The sequence below is a fragment of the Pseudomonas sp. ICMP22404 genome, from assembly GCF_006227205.1.
In the GTDB taxonomy this organism is placed as follows: domain Bacteria; phylum Pseudomonadota; class Gammaproteobacteria; order Pseudomonadales; family Pseudomonadaceae; genus Aquipseudomonas.
The window spans coordinates 66,557-85,323 of the sequence record NZ_VCNG01000008.1; the positions used below are offsets into that span (position 1 = coordinate 66,557).

Below are 18,767 nucleotides of genomic sequence, written 5' to 3' on the forward strand. Positions count from 1 at the left end.
CGGGGATAAATCCCCTCGCCACAGGGGGGCTGTGGGCCTTAAGACTTGCGCCAGACACTCGCCAGCCATGGCTGCTGCTCCCGGGGCAGTCCCGTCGGCCGATAGTAGTGTTCCAGCTCCACAAAACCGGCTGCGATGAGCTGCGTGCGCCAGGCCTCGAGGTCGTGGTAGGCGCCGAAGCGCTGGCCGCTCCAGCCTTCCTGGTTCTCGCCCCGGGGATTGGAGCTGAACAGCACGCCACCAGGCTTGAGGGTGGCATGCAGTTGCTTGAGCACCCGCGGCAATTCCTGGGTCGGGATATGAAACAGCACGGCGTTGGCGAAGATCCCGTCGAAACGCTCGCTTGGCAGGTCCAGTCGCAGGAAATCCTGTTGCCAGACTTCGCAGCCGCTGTCCTGGCGAGCCATCCGGGCGAATTCCTGTGAGCCATCGAGCCCCACCGCAATGTGCCCCATGCGGGTGAAGGTCTGCAGATCCCTTCCCGGGCCGCAACCGAAATCGAGAATGTGAAGCGGTGCCGGGCCGTGGATATGCCGCAACAGCGCATCGATGTTCTGGCTGACGTCGTGATCACGAGTGCCGTCGCGAAAGCTCTCGGCGACCGAGTCGTAATGGCCCAGGGTCGTGGTGGTGATGGCGTTGAGGTCGTCGGAGGAGTGTTTCATGGCGAGGCTTGAGTGGGGAGCGAAGGCCGACTATACCCCATCGTCACAGCATCCACTCAACGCCTGTTCAGCCCTCGCGCCAACCGATCACCGCCCAATTGAATCAGCGCCACCAGTGCTACCAGCAGCACGATCACGGTGAGCATGATCTGGCTGTCGAAGCGCTGGTAACCATAACGATAGGCAATGTCCCCCAGGCCGCCGGCGCCGATGGCTCCGGCCATGGCTGAGGAATTGATCATGGTCACCAACGTGATGGTAAAACCACCCACGATACCCGGCAGCGCTTCTGGCAACAGCACGTGCCAGACGATATGCCAGCGTCGGCAACCCATGGCCTGGGCGGCTTCGATCAAGCCGTGGTCGACTTCTCGCAGGCTGACTTCGGCGATGCGGGCGAAGAACGGTGTGGCGGCGATGGTCAACGGCACCACGGCTGCCCACACGCCGTAGGTGGTACCGACGATCAGTCGCGTGAACGGGATCAGCGCCACCATGAGGATCAGGAACGGTATCGAACGGAACAGATTCACGAACGCGCCAAGGGCGCGGTTCAGCGTGGGCGCTTCGTAGATCCCGCCCTTGCCGCTGGTGACCAGAATCACCGCCAGCGCGATGCCGGTTGGTAACGCGATCAGCGACGACACGCCCACCATCAGCAGTGTGTCGATGAAACCCTGCAGCAACCGATCAAACCACATAGCCCAGTACCTCCACCTGTTGCGCCCAATTGCCGGCGCGCTGTCGCAGTTCCTCGACGCCCCAGGACGAGCCGCTGACCGCCAGCAACAATTGTCCCAGTCCATGACCCTGAATCCGTTCGATGCCTCCATGCAGCAGTCGTACCCGTCCGCCCAAGGCACTGAATAACGCCGCGAGATCCGGCTCCTCCCGCCCCGTACCAGTGAATTGCAAGCGCAGCACCGCGGCTGCATCCGCCGATGGTGGCTGTGTCTGCAAACGGCTTTGCAATTCCTCCGGCAAGGCCTGTTGCAACGGCGCCAACAATGTCCGGCTGACCTCATGCCGCGGATTGCCGAACACCTCCCAGACCGGCCCCTGTTCAACGATCCGCCCTTGTTCGAGCACCACCACGCGGTCGCAGACTTCACGGATCACCGCCATTTCATGGGTGATCAACACGATGGTCAGGCCCAGCCGCTGATTGATCTGGCGCAGCAGGCCGAGAATCGATTGGGTGGTCTCCGGGTCCAGGGCCGAGGTGGCCTCGTCGCACAGCAAGATCTGTGGGTCGTGCACCAGCGCCCGGGCGATCCCGACGCGTTGCTTCTGGCCACCCGAGAGCTGCGCCGGATAAGCCTTGTGCTTGTCTTGCAGGCCGACCAGTTCCAGCAGTTCGCGGACTTTGCGCTGGCGCTGTGCCTTGGGTACGCCGGCGACCTTCAGCGGTAATTCGACGTTTTGCCATACGGTCTTGGCCGACATCAGGTTGAAATGCTGGAAGATCATGCCGATGCGTCGGCGCAATTCCACCAGGCGATCTTCATCGAATCCGCCGATGTCGACCTGATCGATCAGCACCCGTCCGCTGCTGGGTTGTTCCAGGCGGTTGATGGTACGGATCAATGATGACTTGCCGGCGCCGCTGCGGCCGATGATGCCGAACACTTCGCCATGCTGGATCGCCAGGTCGATGCCCTGCAGAGCCGCTACCCGGGCGCCGTTGTAGGTCTTGCCCACGCCGATGAAACGTACGTGGGCGCGGTTGAACTCTGGATGCAGCTCGGTGTGCGTGGCGCTGAGGGGCAAGGTGGCTTCTGGTCTGGGAAGGGCATTGGCGACGCTCATGGTCAGCCCTCCCAACCGGCCTGATAGAGCTTGCCATGGGCCTTGTCCAGGGCTGCCCGCACCGCAGGAGAGTGTTGATAGATGTCGACGAACTTGATCAGCCGCGGGTCATTCTTGCTCTTGGGCTGGATCACGAACTGGATGACGTATTCCTTGTGATCGAGGCCGTCGAACAGCAACGCGGAGGTGGCGTCGAAGGTGTTCGCCAGGCGAATGTAGGCGGGGTATCCCTGCACCAGGTCGGCGTCTTCATAGGCGCGCACCAGTTGCACGGCTTCGACCTGCAGGATCCGGAGCTTCTTCGGGTTGGCGACGATGTCATCCTCGGTGGCCTTGTAGCCCACTCCCGGCTTGAGCGTGATCAACCCGGCCTTGGCCAGCAGTTGCAAGCCGCGCCCGCTGTTGATCGGATCATTGGCAATGGCGACGCTAGCACCCTCGGGCAGTTCGTCGAAGCTTTTGTATTTCTTCGAGTAGAGGCCGACGTTGTTGATGATTCCCGGTGCGAACGGCACCAGGTCGAACCCGGCGGCGGCCTTGGCATTTTCCAGGAACGGGATGTGCTGGAAATAGTTCACGTCGATATCGCCGGAGGCGAGGCTGACGTTCGGTGCGATCCAGTCGCTGAACTCCACCAACTCGACCTTCAGGCCTTGTTTGGACGCTTCGTCCACGGCGGCCTCCAGGGGGATGGCGAATGCGGCGGTGGTACCGATTTTCAGCGGCGCGTCGGCGGCAAACAGTGTCGAGCTGAACAGACTGAGAAGCAGGGCCAGTGTTTTGACTGGCAGGGTCAGGCGTTGCTTTGTCATGTAGGTATTCCAGTCATTGATGAATAGTCGCAGGTCCTTGTGGCGAGGGAGCCGTTCCCTCACCAAGGTTTGCCTTGGTCTGGCAGGTCAGTGTCGGTAGTGCGAGCCGGTGTGTCGTTCGGGCAAATGGGCTCCTGCATGGAACAGCTTTTCCCGCAGGGTGCCGCTGTCGTATTCCGTCTTGTACGACCCGCGTCGCTGCAGTTCGGGGATCACCAGGTCGATGAAGTCCACATAGCTTTGCGGCGTGACGATGCGGGTCAGGTTGAAACCGTCGAGACCGGTTTCGGCCATCCACGATTCCAGCTCGTCGGCCACCTGCTCGGCCGAGCCGACCAGCGTGATGTAGCGGCCGCCCAGGGCGTGTTGTTCCAGTAGCCTGCGCCGGGTCCAGTCGTTGTTCTGCAGAATCCGGGTGGCGGACTGGATGGCATTGTTCTTCACGTACTGGATCGGCTCGTCCAGTGTGTACTCGGAAAAATCGATGCCCGTCGACGCGGAGAAATGTGCGACCCCGGCCTCGGCGCTGGCGTAGCTCAGGTACTCGGCGTGCTTGGTCCAGGCGGCTGCCTCGGTCTCGCCGACAATCACGTTCAAGCCCATGAACACCTTGATGTCCTCGGGCTTGCGTCCGTCCTGGACGGCGCTGGCGCGCACCTTGTCCACCTGATGCCTGGTCGCCGCTTTGTTCTGCCCGCTGATGAACACGCACTCGGCGTGGCTCCCGGCGAACTGCAATCCGCGCTCCGAGCTGCCGGCCTGGAACAGCACCGGTGTACGCTGGGGTGAAGGTTCGCAGAGGTGGTAACCCTCGACCTGATAGAACTCGCCCCGGTGGCGGACCTTGTGGACTTTTTCCGGTCGGGCGTAGATCCGCTGTTCGCGGTCGTTGAGTACCGCGTCATCTTCCCAACTGCCTTCCCACAGCTTGTAGAGCACTTGCAGGTATTCGTCGGCCTGGTCGTAGCGGCGGTCATGTTCGACCTGCGCAGTCAGGCCCATGGCCTTGGCGGCGCTTTCCAGGTAGCCGGTAACGATGTTCCAGCCGACCCGGCCACGGCTCAGATGGTCGAGGGTGCTCATGCGGCGGGCGAACAGGTAGGGCGGCTCGTAGGTCAGGTTGGCGGTGAGGCCGAAGCCCAGGTTTTTCGTAACGGCGGCCATCGCGCTGACCAACAGCAACGGATCGTTGACCGGTAGCTGAATCGACTCCTTCAGCGTGACGTCCACCGATTGTTGATACACGTCGTAGACCCCGACGATATCGGCGATGAACAACCCGTCGAACAGCCCGCGTTCCAGCAGTTGCGCCAGTCCGGTCCAGTATTCGAGGGTGTTGTACTGGGTAGAGGTGTCCTGGGGATGCGTCCACAGTCCGTGATTGATGTGCCCGATGCAGTTCATGTTGAACGCATTGAGCAGGATTTTTTTCTTGCCGGGTGCCATCAGATGGTCCCCCGCAGCGGCGGCTTCTCGTCGTTGAGATAGAAGTTGCCCACCGCGTGGTATTTCCAGCGCACCGGGTCATGCAGCGTATGCACCCGTGCGTTGCGCCAATGGCGGTCCAGGCCATGCTCCGCCAGGGTCGCCTGACTACCGGCCAGCTCGAACAGCGTGCTGCCGGTGGCCAGGGAAATTTCGGTGCTGATGGCGCGGGCTTCGGCCACGGCAATCGACGCGGCTGCGACCGTTTCGGCGTTGGTGTCGGCCTGGGCCCGGTCGAGAAATTCCCCGGCCCTTTCCAGTAGCGCTTCGGCGGCATGCAGGCGGCTGCTCAGTTGGCCAAAACTCTTGAGCGTGTGGGGGTCTTCGGTGGCGACGTCATGGGTGGCGTCGATCCATGGCCGGGTTTTGCTCCGGACAAACTGCAGGGCATCTTCATAGGCTGCGCGGGCAATACCGGTGTCGATGGCGGCATGAAGAATCTGCGCCAGTGGCCCCACCGGCGTCGGCCGCTCGAAGGCGCTCTGCAGGGGCAGGACGTCTTCGGCCGAGACATACACGTTTTCGAACACCACCGAACCGCTGCCGGTGGTGCGCTGTCCGAAGCCGCTCCAATCGTCGATCACCGTCAGACCTTCGCTGTTGCGCGGGACGAAGGCCAGTTGCTGGACACCGTTTTCATCCACCACTGACGTGGGGATGCGCTGGGCATAGAGCGCACCGGTGGCGTAGAACTTGCGACCGTTGATGCGATAGCCGTCGCCGTCGCGGCGCAGTTGGGTGGTGCGGTGATGGGCGGTCTTGGTGCCCAGTTCCGCCAAGGCATTGCCAAACCGCTGGCCGGCCAGGACCTCGCCATACAGGCGTTGCTTCTGTGCATCGCTGCCATTGACCCGCAGCACCTCCAGGGCATGGAAATGATTTTGCGGAATCTGCCCGAGAGAGCCGTCGGCCTCGGCAATCAATGCAATGACTTTGGCCAGCGTGACGTTGGAAACGCCCGCGCCGCCATAGGCCTTGGGCACGCTGATGCCCCACAGGCCGGAGCGGGAAAAGGCTTCTAGCTCCGGGTGCGGCAGGCGACGTTCGAGGTCGCGCAGGGCGCTGTCGCGTTTGAAGTCATCGGCCAGGTCGCTGGCGACAATCAGGGCTTGTTCGTCGCTGGTGATCACCGCGACGTGTTGGGAAAGCGTCATGTGCTGCTCCAGAAGTCGGGTGGTCAGATCCAGGAATGCCGGGCCGGCAAAGTGCCGTTCAAGTAATAGGCGCCCACTGCGTGATACTTCCAGCGCACCGGGTCGTGCAGGGTATGGACGCGTGCATTGCGCCAATGACGGTCGAGGTTGAATTCGGCGAGGGTCGCGCGGCTGCCGGCCAGCTCGAACAGTTTTTCGCTGGCTTGCAGGGCAATTTCGGTGCTCAGCACCTTGGCCTCGGCCACGGCGATCGAAGCCCGGGCGGCGGATTGCGCGGTAATTGGCGCGGCATTGACCTGGTCCAGCACTTGGCCGGCCTTGCGCAACAGTGCTTCGGTGGCGTGCAGGTCGATTTTCAGTCTGCCGATATCGGCGATGACGTACGGGTCATCGCTGGCCCGCTCGACCTTGGCATCGATCCAGGGCCGGGAACGTTCGCGGACGAATGCAATGGCGTCGTCGATAGCGCCACGGGCAATGCCTGCGTCAATGGCGGCCTGGATCAATTGCGAGATAGCGCCTTGCACGTTTGGCGTCTCGTTGATGCGCCAGTTGTCCAGCACCAGTTCGGCGTCGACCCGCACGTTGTTCAGCAGCACGGTGCCACTGGCCGTGGTGCGCTGACCAAAACCCGACCAGTCGTCGACGATGCGCAGGCCCGGTGTGCCGCGTCGCACGAAGGCCAGCACCTGCCGGCCCTCGTCGTCCAGCGCCTTGACCGCAACCCAGTGGGCGAACAGTGCGCCGGTGGAATAGAACTTCTGGCCGTTGATGAGAAAGCCATGGCTGTCGGCGCTGATTCGTGCCTTGAGCTCCAGGGTGTTGCGAGTCCCGCGTTCCGGCCCCGCGTTGCCAATGCGCCAACCTTCGAGCACGCTGTTCAGAAGGATTTCTTTCTGCCGTTCGGTGCCCATGCCAAGAATCAGTTGGAGCACGCCAAACTGGTTCTGCGGAATCTGTCCGAGGGCCGGGTCGGCGGCGGAAATGATCGAGAAGACCTCGGCAAGGGTCACGAACGAGACTTGCGGCCCACCATATTCCCGTGGGACTGCGATACTGCCGAGCCCGCTGCGGGTGAACTGCTCGATTTCCGACCAGGGCAGCTTGCGCTGTTGATCCCGTCGTGCGGCCTGCTGGCGGGCAACCTGTGCCAACTCTCGTGCGGCCTGGATCGCCTCGGCATCGTTGCGCAGCACCTGGGCGGGCAACAACGGGGGGGCGACGTCCTGATCGCTCTGGAGCTTCGCTTGCGCCAGACCAGACATCACAGCCGCTCCATGGCTGTTGGCAGTGCCTGGGCGTTCTGCGCCCGGGTGATTGTGTTGCGTACCATACCCACCTCACATCTCAAGAAAATCAGGAATGTCCGGTGGTCCGGTTTATATACCCTAAACGGATGTAAATTATTTTTGAACTAACGTTTAGGAATATAGATAGAGATCTTTCGCCGGGTGATTTTGTGGCGAGGGGATTTAGCGAAACGTCGCACCGCCCCGCTGGGTTGCGAAGCAACCCTTAAAGTCTTGCGGCGGCTTCGCAGCCCAGCGGGGAAAAATTCCCCTCGCCACAGAAAAATGTCCTCACCCGGAACCTGTTGTATCAAGGCCTTTTACGCCGCGGTTCGGCGGCCTGGAGGGGCTCTTTCGGTTGGGTTTTCAAATAGGACCTGGCACAACCGATCGTCAGTGTTCGGGGCGGCGCCCAGTGGGAGTTGTTGCCCACTCGATCGAGGATGCAGTAGGTCACTTCCAGGCGCAGGTCTTCTCCCGCCTCCAGGATGATCTCCGGTGGCACCCAGACATTGACCGGTTGGCCCACTTCGCTGGATTTGATCCGAGGCAGGTCCATACGCACATCGCCCCAGCGCAAGGTGATCGCATCGTCGACGGCCATGTTCAGGTAGGGCTCGATGGTCAGCGGGACGCCGCGTTTGATCTGGCTCGGGTTCACCCCCTGGCGACGAATGGGCTCCGGAATACGCACCGGTGCCAGCCCCTGGTTTTCATCGCCACTCAGGGCTGACGGCTGGCCGCCGGGGCAATCGAGCTTGACCTGTACCCGATGCGTTGCCGACAGCGCCGGCCCGCGCCCGACCCGCATCACACGATAATGGATGCGCGAAGTCCCGTTGACGATGAAACTCTCCGGTACTCGCAACGTGACACTGGCTTGCGTGTCCGCCTCAGTCAGCAGACGTGAGCCGACGTAGCAGTTGTCCCAGAACAGTTCGATCAGATCGCCCGCGTCCATGCCGGGATAAGGGGCGACGAGCACTTCCAGGCGGGCGGCACCAGTGATGTTGATACCGCTACGGCAGGCATTGGCCAGGGCAGGGGCGGCAAGTTCCGGGATAGTTGACGTACATGTCATGGTGTTCTCCTTGATGCTGACAAACGAAGTCCGTTTCGGAAAGAGCAAAGGCGTTGATATACGCGACTATTTTATTGCGCAGTCTTGAATGCTGTTTCTGTGGTTCTCCGCTGCGTACAACTAAAATAATGTGCGTCGCCTGCTGGTCAACTAGATACGGGGTCGATAGTTTCAGTGTCAATAGAGGCGCTTGCTTAACAATGGACTGTTAAGTTCTTCAGAAATGTCCTACGTGTTGATGTTAAAAATACACAGCGCAAATCGCCTTTTACCTCGATTTGAGAGCCGAGCGGAAGGTTTGTAGGGCATGAACTGGCAGAGAGCTTAGCGCGAAGGGAAGTGTTGCGAGAGGTAGGTATATACCGCACGTCAGATAATTGAAGATGCTTAACGGGTTTCAAGCGGTGAGGTTGTCTTCAAGTCGACAGCTCCTTCCATCCCTGGAAGTAAGCTTGCGTCGATAAGTTACTGTGCGCCGGGACTGGCTGAGAGAAACTTGCTGAGGAACTGCCGGGTGCGTTCTTCCTTGGGCGTTGCGAACATGGCCTTGGCTTCACCTTGTTCGACGATCACGCCCTTGTCGAAAAACACCACGCGGTTCGCCACGTCACGAGCAAAGCTCATTTCGTGGGTCACGATGACCATGGTGCGTTTCTCTTCGGCCAGGCCGCGAATGGTCGCCAGGACTTCTCCGACCAGTTCAGGGTCCAGCGCCGAGGTCGGTTCGTCGAACAGGATCACTTGCGGCTCCATCGCCAACGCCCGGGCAATCGCCACCCGTTGTTGCTGACCGCCGGACAGGCGACGTGGATAGGCGTCCTCCTTGCCGGCCAGGCCCACCTTGGCCAACAGTTTGCGGCCCAGGGTTTCAGCGTCGGCACGTGGGGTCTTCTTCACCACCAGCGGGCCCTCGATGACATTTTCCAGAGCCGTGCGATGGGGAAACAGATTGAAGTTCTGGAACACAAAGCCCACCTGCTGGCGCAGACGACGCACCAGGCCTTGTTGCTGGTTCAACGGGCGGCTGCCATCGATTTCGATGTCACCGACCTTGATCCGGCCGCTGCTGGGTTCTTCGAGGAAGTTCAGGCAGCGCAGGAAGGTGGTCTTGCCCGAGCCGCTGGGGCCGATGATTGCGACGACCTCGCCTTCCTCGACCTGCAGATCGATACCGTTGAGCACCGTCTGACCCTTGAATTGTTTGGTCAGCTTTTCAACCATGATCATGCTTCAAGACTCCTGCTCATGCCGGTTGACCCGCGCTTCCAGACGGTTTTGCACATGTGCCAGGGCGCTGACAAGAATCCAGTAGATCAACGCGGCGGACAGGTACATGGCGAAAATTTCGAAGGTCCGCGCGGAAACCAACTGCGCCTGGCGGAGCAGTTCAGGCACCTGGATGGTGGCTGCCAGCGAGGTGTCCTTGACCAGTGAAGTGAAGCTGTTGCCCAAGGGCGGCAGGGCCGTGCGCATGGCTTGCGGCAGGATAGCCCGACGCAAAGTCTGCACGCGGGTCATGCCGATGCTGGCAGCCGCCTCCCACTGGCCGCGCTCGATGGAACTGATGGCGGCCCGCAGGGTTTCACAGATGTAGGCGGCCATGTTCAACGAGAGGCCGATCAGCGCTGCGGGTATCGGGTCCAGTTCGATGCCCACTTGTGGCAGGCCGTAATACATCATGAACAATTGGACCAGCAACGGCGTGCCGCGGAAGAACGAGACGTAGACCCGGGCGAACCAGTTCACCAGTTTGAAGCGCGACAAGCGCATCAAGGCCAGGCCAAACCCGAGCAGGAAGCCGAAGAACATTCCGCCCAGGCTCAGGATGACCGTGAAGTACACGCCCTGCAGCAAAAAGGGCGTGGAACTGAGGACGAGTTGGAGCTTTGCTTCCATTATTGAGTGACGTCAGCGTTGAAGTATTTCTCGGACAGCTTCTTCAAGGTGCCGTCGGCGCGCAGCTTATCGATGGCCTTGTTCACCGCCGCCAGCAGCTCGGGTTCGCCTTTACGCAGGGTTACACCGGCTTCCTGACGGGAAAAGGCATCGCCAGCAACGGCCGTGTCCGGGGCTTTTTTCGCCAGTTCGAAGGCGGCCAGGCGGTCCACCAGAATGGCGTCGATACGGCCGATACGCAGGTCCTGGTACTTGGTCGGATCATCCTCGTAGGTACGGATGTCCGCCTGGGGCACGTTGTCCTTGAGCCACTGTTCGTAGTTGGTGCCCAGGCCTACACCGACTTTCTTGCCAGCCAGGTCGGCGGCCGCCTTGATGTTGAGTTTTTCTTCGTTCTTCTTCAGTACCAGCGCCTGGATGCCAGAGACGGTGTAGGGCTCGGAGAAGTCGTACTTCTTCTTGCGCTCTTCGGAAATGGTGACCTGGTTGATCACCGCGTCCAGACGCTGGGATTCCAGCGCAGCCAGGATGCCATCCCATTTAGTGGCTTGCAGCTTCACCTTCACGCCCAGTTCCTTGGCCAGGGCCTCGGAAAACTCCACTTCGAAACCGGCCAGTTTGCCGTCGGCATCGACGAAGCTGAACGGTGGATAGGTGCCTTCCAGGCCGACGTTGATCACGCCCGCATCCTTGATTTTTTGCAGCTGCTCACCCGCAACTGCTTGCCCCAGCAGGCCGGCGCTCAATGCCAGGCCCAGCGAACCGATCAACAGGTTGCGACGTAATGCGGAAAAATTCATGACAAGCCCCTGTGTTTTCTTATGAAGACGTAAATTGGATTAGAAGGTGTAGCCGTGATCTGGAAGACTGCCACATCCTGCCTTAAAGCGGCATGTGCGTCGCGTGGCAAATAGGCCAGCGGGCACGACTATAGGATGGCTTTAATAGATTGGAAAATAATATTAAATCATCCAAATATTCCCAAATGGAATTGTTCCTGTGGGAGCGAGCCTGCTCGCGATGGTGGTGTGTCAGTCAGCGGCTATTTGACTGATCCACAGTCATCGCGAGCAGGCTCGCTCTCACAAGAAGGTGCTGCTCTCACTTCTTTCAGAACGCGGCGTTGTAGGCAAACAGCGCCGGTGCCCCGCCGGTGTGCAGGAAGATGATCGGACCCTCGTCGAAACGGTCGCGGCCAATGCCGTCGAGCAGGCCGGCCATGGCCTTGCCGGTGTAGACCGGATCCAGCAGCAGGCCTTCGAGGCTTGCCAGCAGCTTGACCGCTGCCAGCGTACCGGCGTTCGGCTCACCGTAGCGAGGAGCGAAATATTCGTCCCACAGGTTCACCTTGAAGGCCTCTGGAAGCGCTACCTCAAGCAACTGGGCGACACGCTCGGCAAGCCCTTGGACCTTAGGGAACTGGTCTTCCTCGCTGCGCGATACCGTGACGCCAATCACTGGAAGTTGCGGCAGGGTTTCACTCAAGGCCAGGGCCAGGCCGCTGTGGGTACCGGCGCTGCCCGAGGCCAGCACCACGGCGGCGAAGTCCAGGCCGGTGTCCTTGATCTGCTCGGCCAACTCCAGGCCGGCGCGCACGTACCCCAAAGCGCCCAGGGCGTTTGAGCCACCAATCGGCACCAGATATGGCTTCTTGCCGTTGTTGCGCAGCCGGGCAGCCAGGGCTTGCAGTTGCTCGTCGGCGTTATCCAGGTTTTCCACCAGTTCGACCTTGGCATCGAACAGCTCCAACAGCAATCGGTTGCCATTGCCCAGGTAATTGGCATCTTCGGTGCCGATGGGGTTTTCCAGCAGCGCCACGCAACCCAGGCCCAGCCTGGCGGCCAGTGCGGCAGTCTGGCGCACATGGTTGGACTGGATCGCGCCGGCGGTAATCAGGGTGTCGGCTCCCTGGGCCAAGGCGTCGGCGGCGAGGTATTCGAGCTTGCGCAGCTTGTTGCCACCCAGGGCCAGGGGCGTCAGGTCGTCGCGCTTGATGTAAAGATCGCGGCCGAGCCAGGTGGAGAGGCGTTCGAGTTTTTCCAGCGGTGTCGGATGGCCGAGCAATTCGAGACGGTTAAAGCGGGACAGCTGTTGTTTGATCATGAGTCCGTACTGGTTGTAGGCAATGTCTGGACTATAGGCACGCCGATATTCTCGGGCAACCGTCAATCGTATCTGGGGGCTCTCTGGTCTTGTTCGCAATATGAACTGTTGGCTGTGGGAGCAAAGCTTGCTCGCGATAGCGATAGACCGGTCAACATCTTTGCTGACTGGCTTACCGCAATCGCGAGCAAGCTTTGCTCCCACAGGTTTGTGACTCAACTGACTGACACTAGAGCCAGTCTTGCTCCCACAGGTTTGTGACTCAACTGACTGACACTAGGGCCAGTCTTGCTCCCACAGGAAGCGTAGGTGGTTACCGCGAATGAAACAAAAGCGCGCTGAACAACGTCATACCTTTCCTTGGGCTAGTGTGAAGCACGTACCGCCGAGCCCGACGATTAGTCCTTAGCTGCCTATTCATGTTTAAATTGAACGTTCATTCAAGTTAAACCATTGGTTTGCTGCCCGCTCACAACAGGAGGCTTGCCTTTGCCGAGTCCGTTATCGACTGTCACGGTTTCCCACATCGGGGTGCTTCGCTCATGAGTGCCTCGTCCCTTCCATCCAGCGGCCTGGTCCGCATGAACCCGCCGGTATTCTACTTCGCGGCGACTTTTATCCTGTTGTTCGGCCTGGTGGTGATTGCCCTGCCCGAACAAGCCGGCGCCTGGTTGCTGGCGGCGCAGAACTGGGCGGCCAACACAGTCGGCTGGTATTACCTGCTGGCGATGGCCCTGTATCTGGTCTTCGTGGTGGTCACCGCCTTGTCCGGCTACGGCAAGATCAAGCTCGGTGCCGACCACGACGAGCCCGAATTCAGTTACCTGTCCTGGGCCGGTATGTTGTTCGCCGCCGGGATCAGCATCACGCTGTTCTTCTTTTGCGTCTCCGAGCCGCTGACCCATCTGGCGCAGCCGCCCCAAGGCGAGGCCGGCACTGCCGATGCGGCGCGCCAAGCCATGCAGATACTGTTTCTGCATTGGGGCCTGCACGGCTGGGGCGTGTTTGCGTTCGTCGGCATGGCCCTGGCGTACTTTGCCTATCGGCACAACCTGCCGCTGGCGCTGCGTTCGGCGTTGTGTCCGCTGATCGGCAAACGCATCAATGGTCCCATCGGCTATGCCGTCGATGGCTTCGGCATCATCGCGACCGTGTTCGGCCTCGGCGCCGACATGGGGTTTGGGGTCCTGCACCTCAATTCCGGTCTCGATTACCTGCTGGGCATCCCGCATACCCAGTGGATTCAGGTCGGCCTGATCGTGCTGATGATGGGGGCGGCGATCATCGTGGCGGTGGCCGGCGTCGATAAGGGCGTGCGGGTCATGTCCGACATCAACATGCTGCTGGCCTGTGCGCTGCTGCTGTTCGTGCTGTTTGCCGGGCCGACCCAGCATTTGCTCAACACCCTGATCCAGAATGTGGGCGATTACCTCGGCGCCTTGCCGATGAAGAGTTTCGATCTCTATGCCTACAACAAACCCAGCGACTGGCTGGGGGGCTGGACGGTGTTCTATTGGGCCTGGTGGATCGCCTGGTCGCCATTCGTGGGGCTGTTCATCGCGCGGATTTCCCGTGGTCGTACCATCCGTGAATTCGTGTTTGGCGTGTTGCTGATCCCCTTGGGTTTCACTCTCGCGTGGATGTCGATCTTCGGCAACAGTGCCATCGACCAGGTACTCAACCACGGCATGAGCGCCCTGGGCATGTCAGCCCTGGACAATCCGTCGATGAGTCTTTACCTGCTGCTGGAAACCTACCCGTGGAGCAAGACGGTCATCGCGGTCACGGTGTTCATCAGCTTCGTGTTCTTTGTCACCTCGGCCGACTCCGGCACCGTGGTGCTGTCAACGCTCTCGGCCAAGGGCGGCAATGCTGATGAAGACGGGCCGAAATGGCTGCGGGTGTTCTGGGGGGCGATGACCGCCCTGGTGACCAGTGCGCTGCTGTTCTCCGGCAGCATCGATGCGCTGAAATCGGCGGTGGTGCTGACTTCACTGCCGTTCTCGCTGATCCTGTTGTTGATGATGTGGGGCCTGCATAAAGCGTTTCACCTTGAGTCTCAGAAGCAGATCGCGCAATTGCATTCCCTGGCGCCGGTGTCGGGTTCACGTCGAGGTAAGGGCGGCTGGCGCCAGCGCTTGAGCCAGGCGGTGCATTTCCCGTCCCGGGACGAGGTCTATCGCTTCCTCGACACCACGGTGCGTCCGGCCATCGAGGAGGTGAAAGCGGTGTTCGCCGAGAAAGGTCTGGCGGTGATGACTCAGCCCGACCCGGCCAACGACAGCGTCAGCCTGGAAATCGGCCATGGCGAGCAGCACCCGTTCATCTACCAGGTGCAGATGCGCGGCTACTTCACGCCATCCTTCGCCCGGGGCGGCATGGGCTCCAAGCAGATCAACAACCGTCGTTACTACCGCGCCGAGGTGCATTTGAGCGAAGGCAGTCAGGACTACGACCTGATGGGCTATACCAAGGAACAGATCATCAACGACGTCCTCGACCAGTACGAGCGGCACATGCAGTTCCTGCACTTGGTGCGCTGATCGGCTGCTATCTCAGACAAGCCCGCCGTTGGCCCGCAGGACCTGACCATTCACCCACCCGGCGGCCGGGCTCACCAGGAAGGAAACGATGCTGGCAATGTCTTCCGGCTGGCCGAGGCGCTCCAGGGGCGGCATCTTGGCGTGCTGCTGGATCTGTTCTTCGCTCTTGCCGTGCATGAACAGTTCGGTCGCCACCGGGCCGGGAGCGATGGCATTGACCGTGATCTGGCGGCCGCGCAGCTCCTTGGCGAATACCTGGGTCAGCGATTCCACCGCCGCCTTGCTGGCGATGTACACCGAATAACCGGGCAGGTTCAGGCCAACGGTGCTACTGGAGAAGTTCACGATGCGGCCGCCATCATTCAGGCGGGTCGCGGCTTCGCGCAAGGTATTGAACGTGCCACGGGTGTTGATCGCGAAGGTCTGGTCGAACAATTCGTCACTGTGTTGCGCCAGGGGCATCACCTGCAGGATCCCTGCGTTATTGATCAGCACATCGACCTTGCCCAACTGCGCCTCTGTCTCATCGAACATCTGACGAACGTCGGCGGCAGAAGACACGTCGGCCTTGATCGCTATAGCCCGGTGGCCAGCCTGGCGCAACTGCACCACCAGCTTCGAGGCTTCGGTAGCACTGCTGGCGTAGTTGATGGCGACAGCGAAGCCGTCGTGGGCCAATTGCTTGGCGATTTCAGCACCGATGCCGCGAGAGGCTCCGGTGACAATGGCTACTTTGGCGGTTTGAGTCGACATGGCTGTTTCCTTCGTTGGGTGGAGTGAATCCAGATTCACATGTTTACTTACCCCGATAAATACATGAGAGTTGCCTTGACTATTCAATAATCACCAACAATAAGGGCGAGGAAATCCATGGATCAGGTCAAGGCGATGAAGGTGTTCGTGCGCATCTACGAGCGCAGCAGTTTTACCCTGGCCGCCGATGACCTGAACCTGCCCCGTGCCACGCTGACTCATACCCTCAATCAGTTCGAAACCTGGCTGGGGGTGCGCCTGCTGGAGCGCAGCACCCGCAAGGTGCGGCCGACACTGGACGGCGAGGCGTATTACCCACGCTGCGTTCAACTGCTGGCGGAACTCGAAGAAGCCGAACTGGCGTTTCGTAGCGTGGCACCCAAGGGGCGGCTGCGGGTGGACTTGCACGGGACCCTGGCCCGGCATTTCGTGATCCCGGCGCTACCACAATTCATGGCCCGCTACCCCGATATCGAGTTGTCCATCAGCGAGGCCGATCGTTTCGTCGACCTGATCAGCGAAGGGATCGATTGCGTGCTGCGGGCCGGCACGCTGGGGGATTCATCATTGATTGGTCGGCGTGTCGCCACCCTGCGCCAGATCACCTGCGCCAGCCCAGCCTATTTGCGCCAGTACGGCGAACCGAAGAACCTCGACGACCTGAGCCGGCACCGGGCGGTGAACTACGTTTCACGCACCACCGCCAAACAGTATCCGTTCCAGTTCATGGTCGAGGGCGAACTCAAGGAAGTGGCTATCGAGGGGGCGCTCTCGGTGTTCGGTGCCGAAATATACGCCGCCTCGGCCATCGCCGGCCTGGGCCTGATCCAATGCCCGCACTATCGGATGGAAACGCAGATCCAACAGGGCCTGGTCCAGGAAATCCTCACGGCCACCCCACCGCCGCCCATGCCGATATCGGTGCTCTACCCGCACAACCGTCACCTTTCGCCGCGGGTGCGGGTGTTTGTGGATTGGGTGGCGGAGGTGTTTGCCGAGGCACGTTAGCGCTTATTTCGAGCTTGTGATCGCTGCGCCGTCTGTGGGAGCGAGCCTGCTCGCGATGAGGCCTTTTCTGCCGACGTATCATTGCCTGTTCCGCCGCTATCGCGAGCAGGCTCGCTCCCACATTTGATCTCGCTGCAATGCTCTTTCCGGGCGACTACGCGAACTTTCGAGCTGAACGATGCGTCTGTGAAATGTTAGCTTCTGCCATCCACATCGTCCCCGAACAGAGAGCCTTCGATGACCTACATCGCTGCTGAAAATCGCTACGAGTCCATTCCCTATCGCCGCGTTGGTCGCAGCGGGTTGGTGTTGCCGGCGTTGTCGCTGGGGTTGTGGCACAACTTCGGCGACAGCACGCCGATCGACACCCAGCGTGCCTTGTTGCGCACGGCGTTTGACCTGGGCATCAACCACTTCGATCTGGCGAACAACTACGGCCCGCCCTACGGCAGCGCCGAGATCAATTTTGGTCGGTTGTTGCGTGAAGATTTCAAGCACTACCGCGACGAGTTGATCATCTCCAGCAAGGCCGGTTGGGACATGTGGCCCGGACCGTATGGCCAGGGCGGCGGGTCGCGCAAGTACGTGCTGGCCAGCCTCGATCAGAGCCTGCAACGCCTGGGGCTCGACTATGTGGATATCTTTTATTCCCACCGCTTCGATCCGGACACCCCACTGGAAGAAACCGCCAGTGCCCTGGCGACGGCGGTGCAACAAGGCAAGGCGTTGTACGTCGGTATTTCTTCCTATTCCGGGGTAAAAACCCGGGAAATGGCGACGTTGCTCAAGGAGTGGAAAATCCCGTTACTGATCCACCAGCCGGCCTACAACCTGCTCAACCGCTGGGTGGAAAAAGACCTGTTGGACGCCACCGACGAATTGGGTACCGGCGTGATCGCCTTTACCCCGTTGGCCCAGGGCCTGCTCACGGACAAGTACCTCAAGGGCATTCCGTCCGATGCACGGGTCAATCGTCCGGGTGGCGGTTCGTTGCAGGCTTCGCACCTGTCGGAGGAAAACATCGCCCATGTGCGTGCCCTCAACGAGATTGCCCAGCGACGCGGCCAAAGCCTGGCACAAATGGCCCTGGCCTGGACCCTGCGCGATCCTCGGGTCACGTCTGCCCTGATCGGCGCCAGCCGCCCGGAGCAGATCGTCGAGAACGTCGGAGCGCTGAAGAACCTGGAATTCAGTGCCGAGGAACTGGCGGAGATCGATCGATTTGCCCAGGAGGGCGGTATCAATCTCTGGGAGAAGCCTTCGTCGGCGGAGTAATCCCCTCGCCACAAAGGTGACCCAATCTTCTGTTCACTTGAAAAACGGCACATCCCCCAGCACTGTCGCCCGGTGCATCACGCGTCGGGCAGGCCGGTAGTCGTCCACGGCGAAATGCTGGGTCACGCGGTTGTCCCAGAACGCCACGTCATTGACCTGCCAGCGCCAGCGAAGGGTGAACTCCGGGCGGGTGGCATGGGCGAACAGCAGTTTCAGGATGGCTTCGCTTTCGGTTTCGGACAGTTCATTGATGCGGGTGGTAAAGCCTTCGTTGACGAACAGCGACCGGCGACCGCTCACCGGATGGGTGCGAACCACCGGATGGGACAGCGGTGGATTTTTCCGCCGAGTTTCCTCCCAACGAGCCTGGTCCGCGGCGGTATGACCAAAGCGCTCCAGGGGAAAGGAGCGAGTGAAATCGTGGGTGGCCGTCAGGCCTTGAAGCAGGCTTTTCAAAGGCGCCGACAAGGCTTCGTAAGCGGCAATGCCGCTGGCCCATAACGTATCGCCACCGAACGCCGGCAGCAGCTTGGCGCTGAGCACCGCACCCATGGCCGGGGTTGGCAGGAAGGTCACGTCGGTGTGCCAGATGGCGTTGTCGCGAACATCGGTGACGGCTGTGTCGAGCACCAGCACTTCGGGCTGCCCAGGCACATTGGGGTAGATGGGGTGAATATGCAGGTCGCCAAAACAGGCGGCGAAACGTGCCTGCTGGACCGGGTCGATAGGCTGGTCCCGAAAGAACAGCACCTGGTGTTCGAGCAATGCCTGCTCAATGAAATCCCGCTGCTCCATCCCCAGCGGCTGACTGATATCGATCCCGCTGATCTGCGCGCCAAGGGCGATACTCAACGGGGTGACGGTTGGGTGGTTCATCGTTGTTTTCCTGGATTG

Annotated in this window: 17 protein-coding genes; 3 read left to right on the forward strand and 14 right to left on the reverse strand. The window is 60.7% G+C overall.

Annotated features, from left to right (window positions below; all coding sequences use genetic code 11):
* Positions 1-38 precede the first annotated feature (38 nt).
* The 12 genes from FGE05_RS15420 to FGE05_RS15475 all read right to left on the reverse strand — a co-directional run bounded on the left by FGE05_RS15420 (position 39) and on the right by FGE05_RS15475 (position 12,294).
* A complete protein-coding gene (locus tag FGE05_RS15420; protein ID WP_139646232.1) occupies positions 39-665 on the reverse strand; it encodes a bifunctional 2-polyprenyl-6-hydroxyphenol methylase/3-demethylubiquinol 3-O-methyltransferase UbiG in 627 nt (208 codons plus the stop codon).
* A gap of 56 nt (positions 666-721) precedes the next feature.
* Positions 722-1,366 (reverse strand): methionine ABC transporter permease, encoded by a 645-nt coding sequence (locus tag FGE05_RS15425; protein ID WP_041020983.1) that lies wholly within the window; start codon positions 1,364-1,366, stop codon positions 722-724.
* Complete coding sequence (locus tag FGE05_RS15430) at positions 1,356-2,474, reverse strand: methionine ABC transporter ATP-binding protein (protein WP_139646234.1); 1,119 nt, start codon at positions 2,472-2,474, stop codon at positions 1,356-1,358. The genes FGE05_RS15425 and FGE05_RS15430 overlap by 11 nt, the downstream gene beginning before the upstream one ends.
* 2 nt (positions 2,475-2,476) lie before the next feature.
* A complete protein-coding gene (locus FGE05_RS15435) occupies positions 2,477-3,286 on the reverse strand; it encodes a MetQ/NlpA family ABC transporter substrate-binding protein (RefSeq protein ID WP_139646236.1) in 810 nt (269 codons plus the stop codon).
* Between the two features lie 87 nt (positions 3,287-3,373).
* On the reverse strand, positions 3,374-4,732 hold the full coding sequence (locus FGE05_RS15440; RefSeq protein WP_139646238.1) for an LLM class flavin-dependent oxidoreductase: 1,359 nt from the start codon (positions 4,730-4,732) through the stop codon (positions 3,374-3,376).
* Positions 4,732-5,925, reverse strand: a complete 1,194-nt coding sequence (locus tag FGE05_RS15445; RefSeq protein ID WP_139646240.1) for an SfnB family sulfur acquisition oxidoreductase — start codon at positions 5,923-5,925, stop codon at positions 4,732-4,734. Before FGE05_RS15445 ends, FGE05_RS15440 begins: the two co-directional genes overlap by 1 nt.
* A 23-nt stretch (positions 5,926-5,948) precedes the next feature.
* Positions 5,949-7,190 (reverse strand): SfnB family sulfur acquisition oxidoreductase, encoded by a 1,242-nt coding sequence (locus tag FGE05_RS15450; protein WP_139646243.1) that lies wholly within the window; start codon positions 7,188-7,190, stop codon positions 5,949-5,951.
* Positions 7,191-7,524: 334 nt separating this feature from the next.
* Positions 7,525-8,295, reverse strand: a complete 771-nt coding sequence (locus FGE05_RS15455; RefSeq protein WP_139646244.1) for a hypothetical protein — start codon at positions 8,293-8,295, stop codon at positions 7,525-7,527.
* 465 nt (positions 8,296-8,760) lie between these two features.
* A complete protein-coding gene (tcyN, locus tag FGE05_RS15460) occupies positions 8,761-9,522 on the reverse strand; it encodes an L-cystine ABC transporter ATP-binding protein TcyN (protein WP_139646246.1) in 762 nt (253 codons plus the stop codon).
* A 3-nt stretch (positions 9,523-9,525) separates the two neighbouring features.
* Complete coding sequence (gene tcyL / locus FGE05_RS15465) at positions 9,526-10,191, reverse strand: cystine ABC transporter permease (protein WP_139646248.1); 666 nt, start codon at positions 10,189-10,191, stop codon at positions 9,526-9,528.
* Positions 10,191-10,991 carry a cystine ABC transporter substrate-binding protein gene (gene tcyJ, locus FGE05_RS15470; RefSeq protein ID WP_139646249.1) on the reverse strand — a complete coding sequence of 267 codons (801 nt, stop codon included), beginning with the start codon at positions 10,989-10,991 and terminating at the stop codon, positions 10,191-10,193. Before tcyJ ends, tcyL begins: the two co-directional genes overlap by 1 nt.
* A gap of 310 nt (positions 10,992-11,301) precedes the next feature.
* Positions 11,302-12,294, reverse strand: a complete 993-nt coding sequence (locus tag FGE05_RS15475; RefSeq protein WP_139646251.1) for a D-cysteine desulfhydrase — start codon at positions 12,292-12,294, stop codon at positions 11,302-11,304.
* Between the two features lie 581 nt (positions 12,295-12,875).
* Between FGE05_RS15475 and betT the strand changes: the two genes are divergently transcribed.
* Positions 12,876-14,837, forward strand: coding sequence for a choline transporter BetT (gene betT / locus FGE05_RS15480; protein WP_175384638.1), 1,962 nt, complete (start codon positions 12,876-12,878; stop codon positions 14,835-14,837).
* Between the two features lie 12 nt (positions 14,838-14,849).
* Here betT and FGE05_RS15485 read toward each other — a convergent pair whose 3' ends face one another.
* Positions 14,850-15,590, reverse strand: a complete 741-nt coding sequence (locus tag FGE05_RS15485; protein ID WP_139646255.1) for an SDR family oxidoreductase — start codon at positions 15,588-15,590, stop codon at positions 14,850-14,852.
* A 117-nt stretch (positions 15,591-15,707) separates the two neighbouring features.
* Here FGE05_RS15485 and FGE05_RS15490 point away from each other — a divergent pair, with 117 nt between their 5' ends.
* Both FGE05_RS15490 and mgrA read left to right on the forward strand, forming a co-directional pair.
* Positions 15,708-16,598: a LysR family transcriptional regulator gene (locus FGE05_RS15490; RefSeq protein ID WP_139646257.1), complete on the forward strand. Its 891-nt coding sequence runs from the start codon at positions 15,708-15,710 to the stop codon at positions 16,596-16,598.
* Positions 16,599-16,835: 237 nt separating this feature from the next.
* Positions 16,836-17,873 (forward strand): L-glyceraldehyde 3-phosphate reductase, encoded by a 1,038-nt coding sequence (gene mgrA / locus FGE05_RS15495; protein WP_139646259.1) that lies wholly within the window; start codon positions 16,836-16,838, stop codon positions 17,871-17,873.
* A gap of 33 nt (positions 17,874-17,906) precedes the next feature.
* Here the strand turns inward: mgrA and tauD are convergent, their stop codons facing one another.
* Positions 17,907-18,749, reverse strand: coding sequence for a taurine dioxygenase (tauD, locus tag FGE05_RS15500; protein WP_139646261.1), 843 nt, complete (start codon positions 18,747-18,749; stop codon positions 17,907-17,909).
* Positions 18,750-18,767 lie beyond the last annotated feature (18 nt).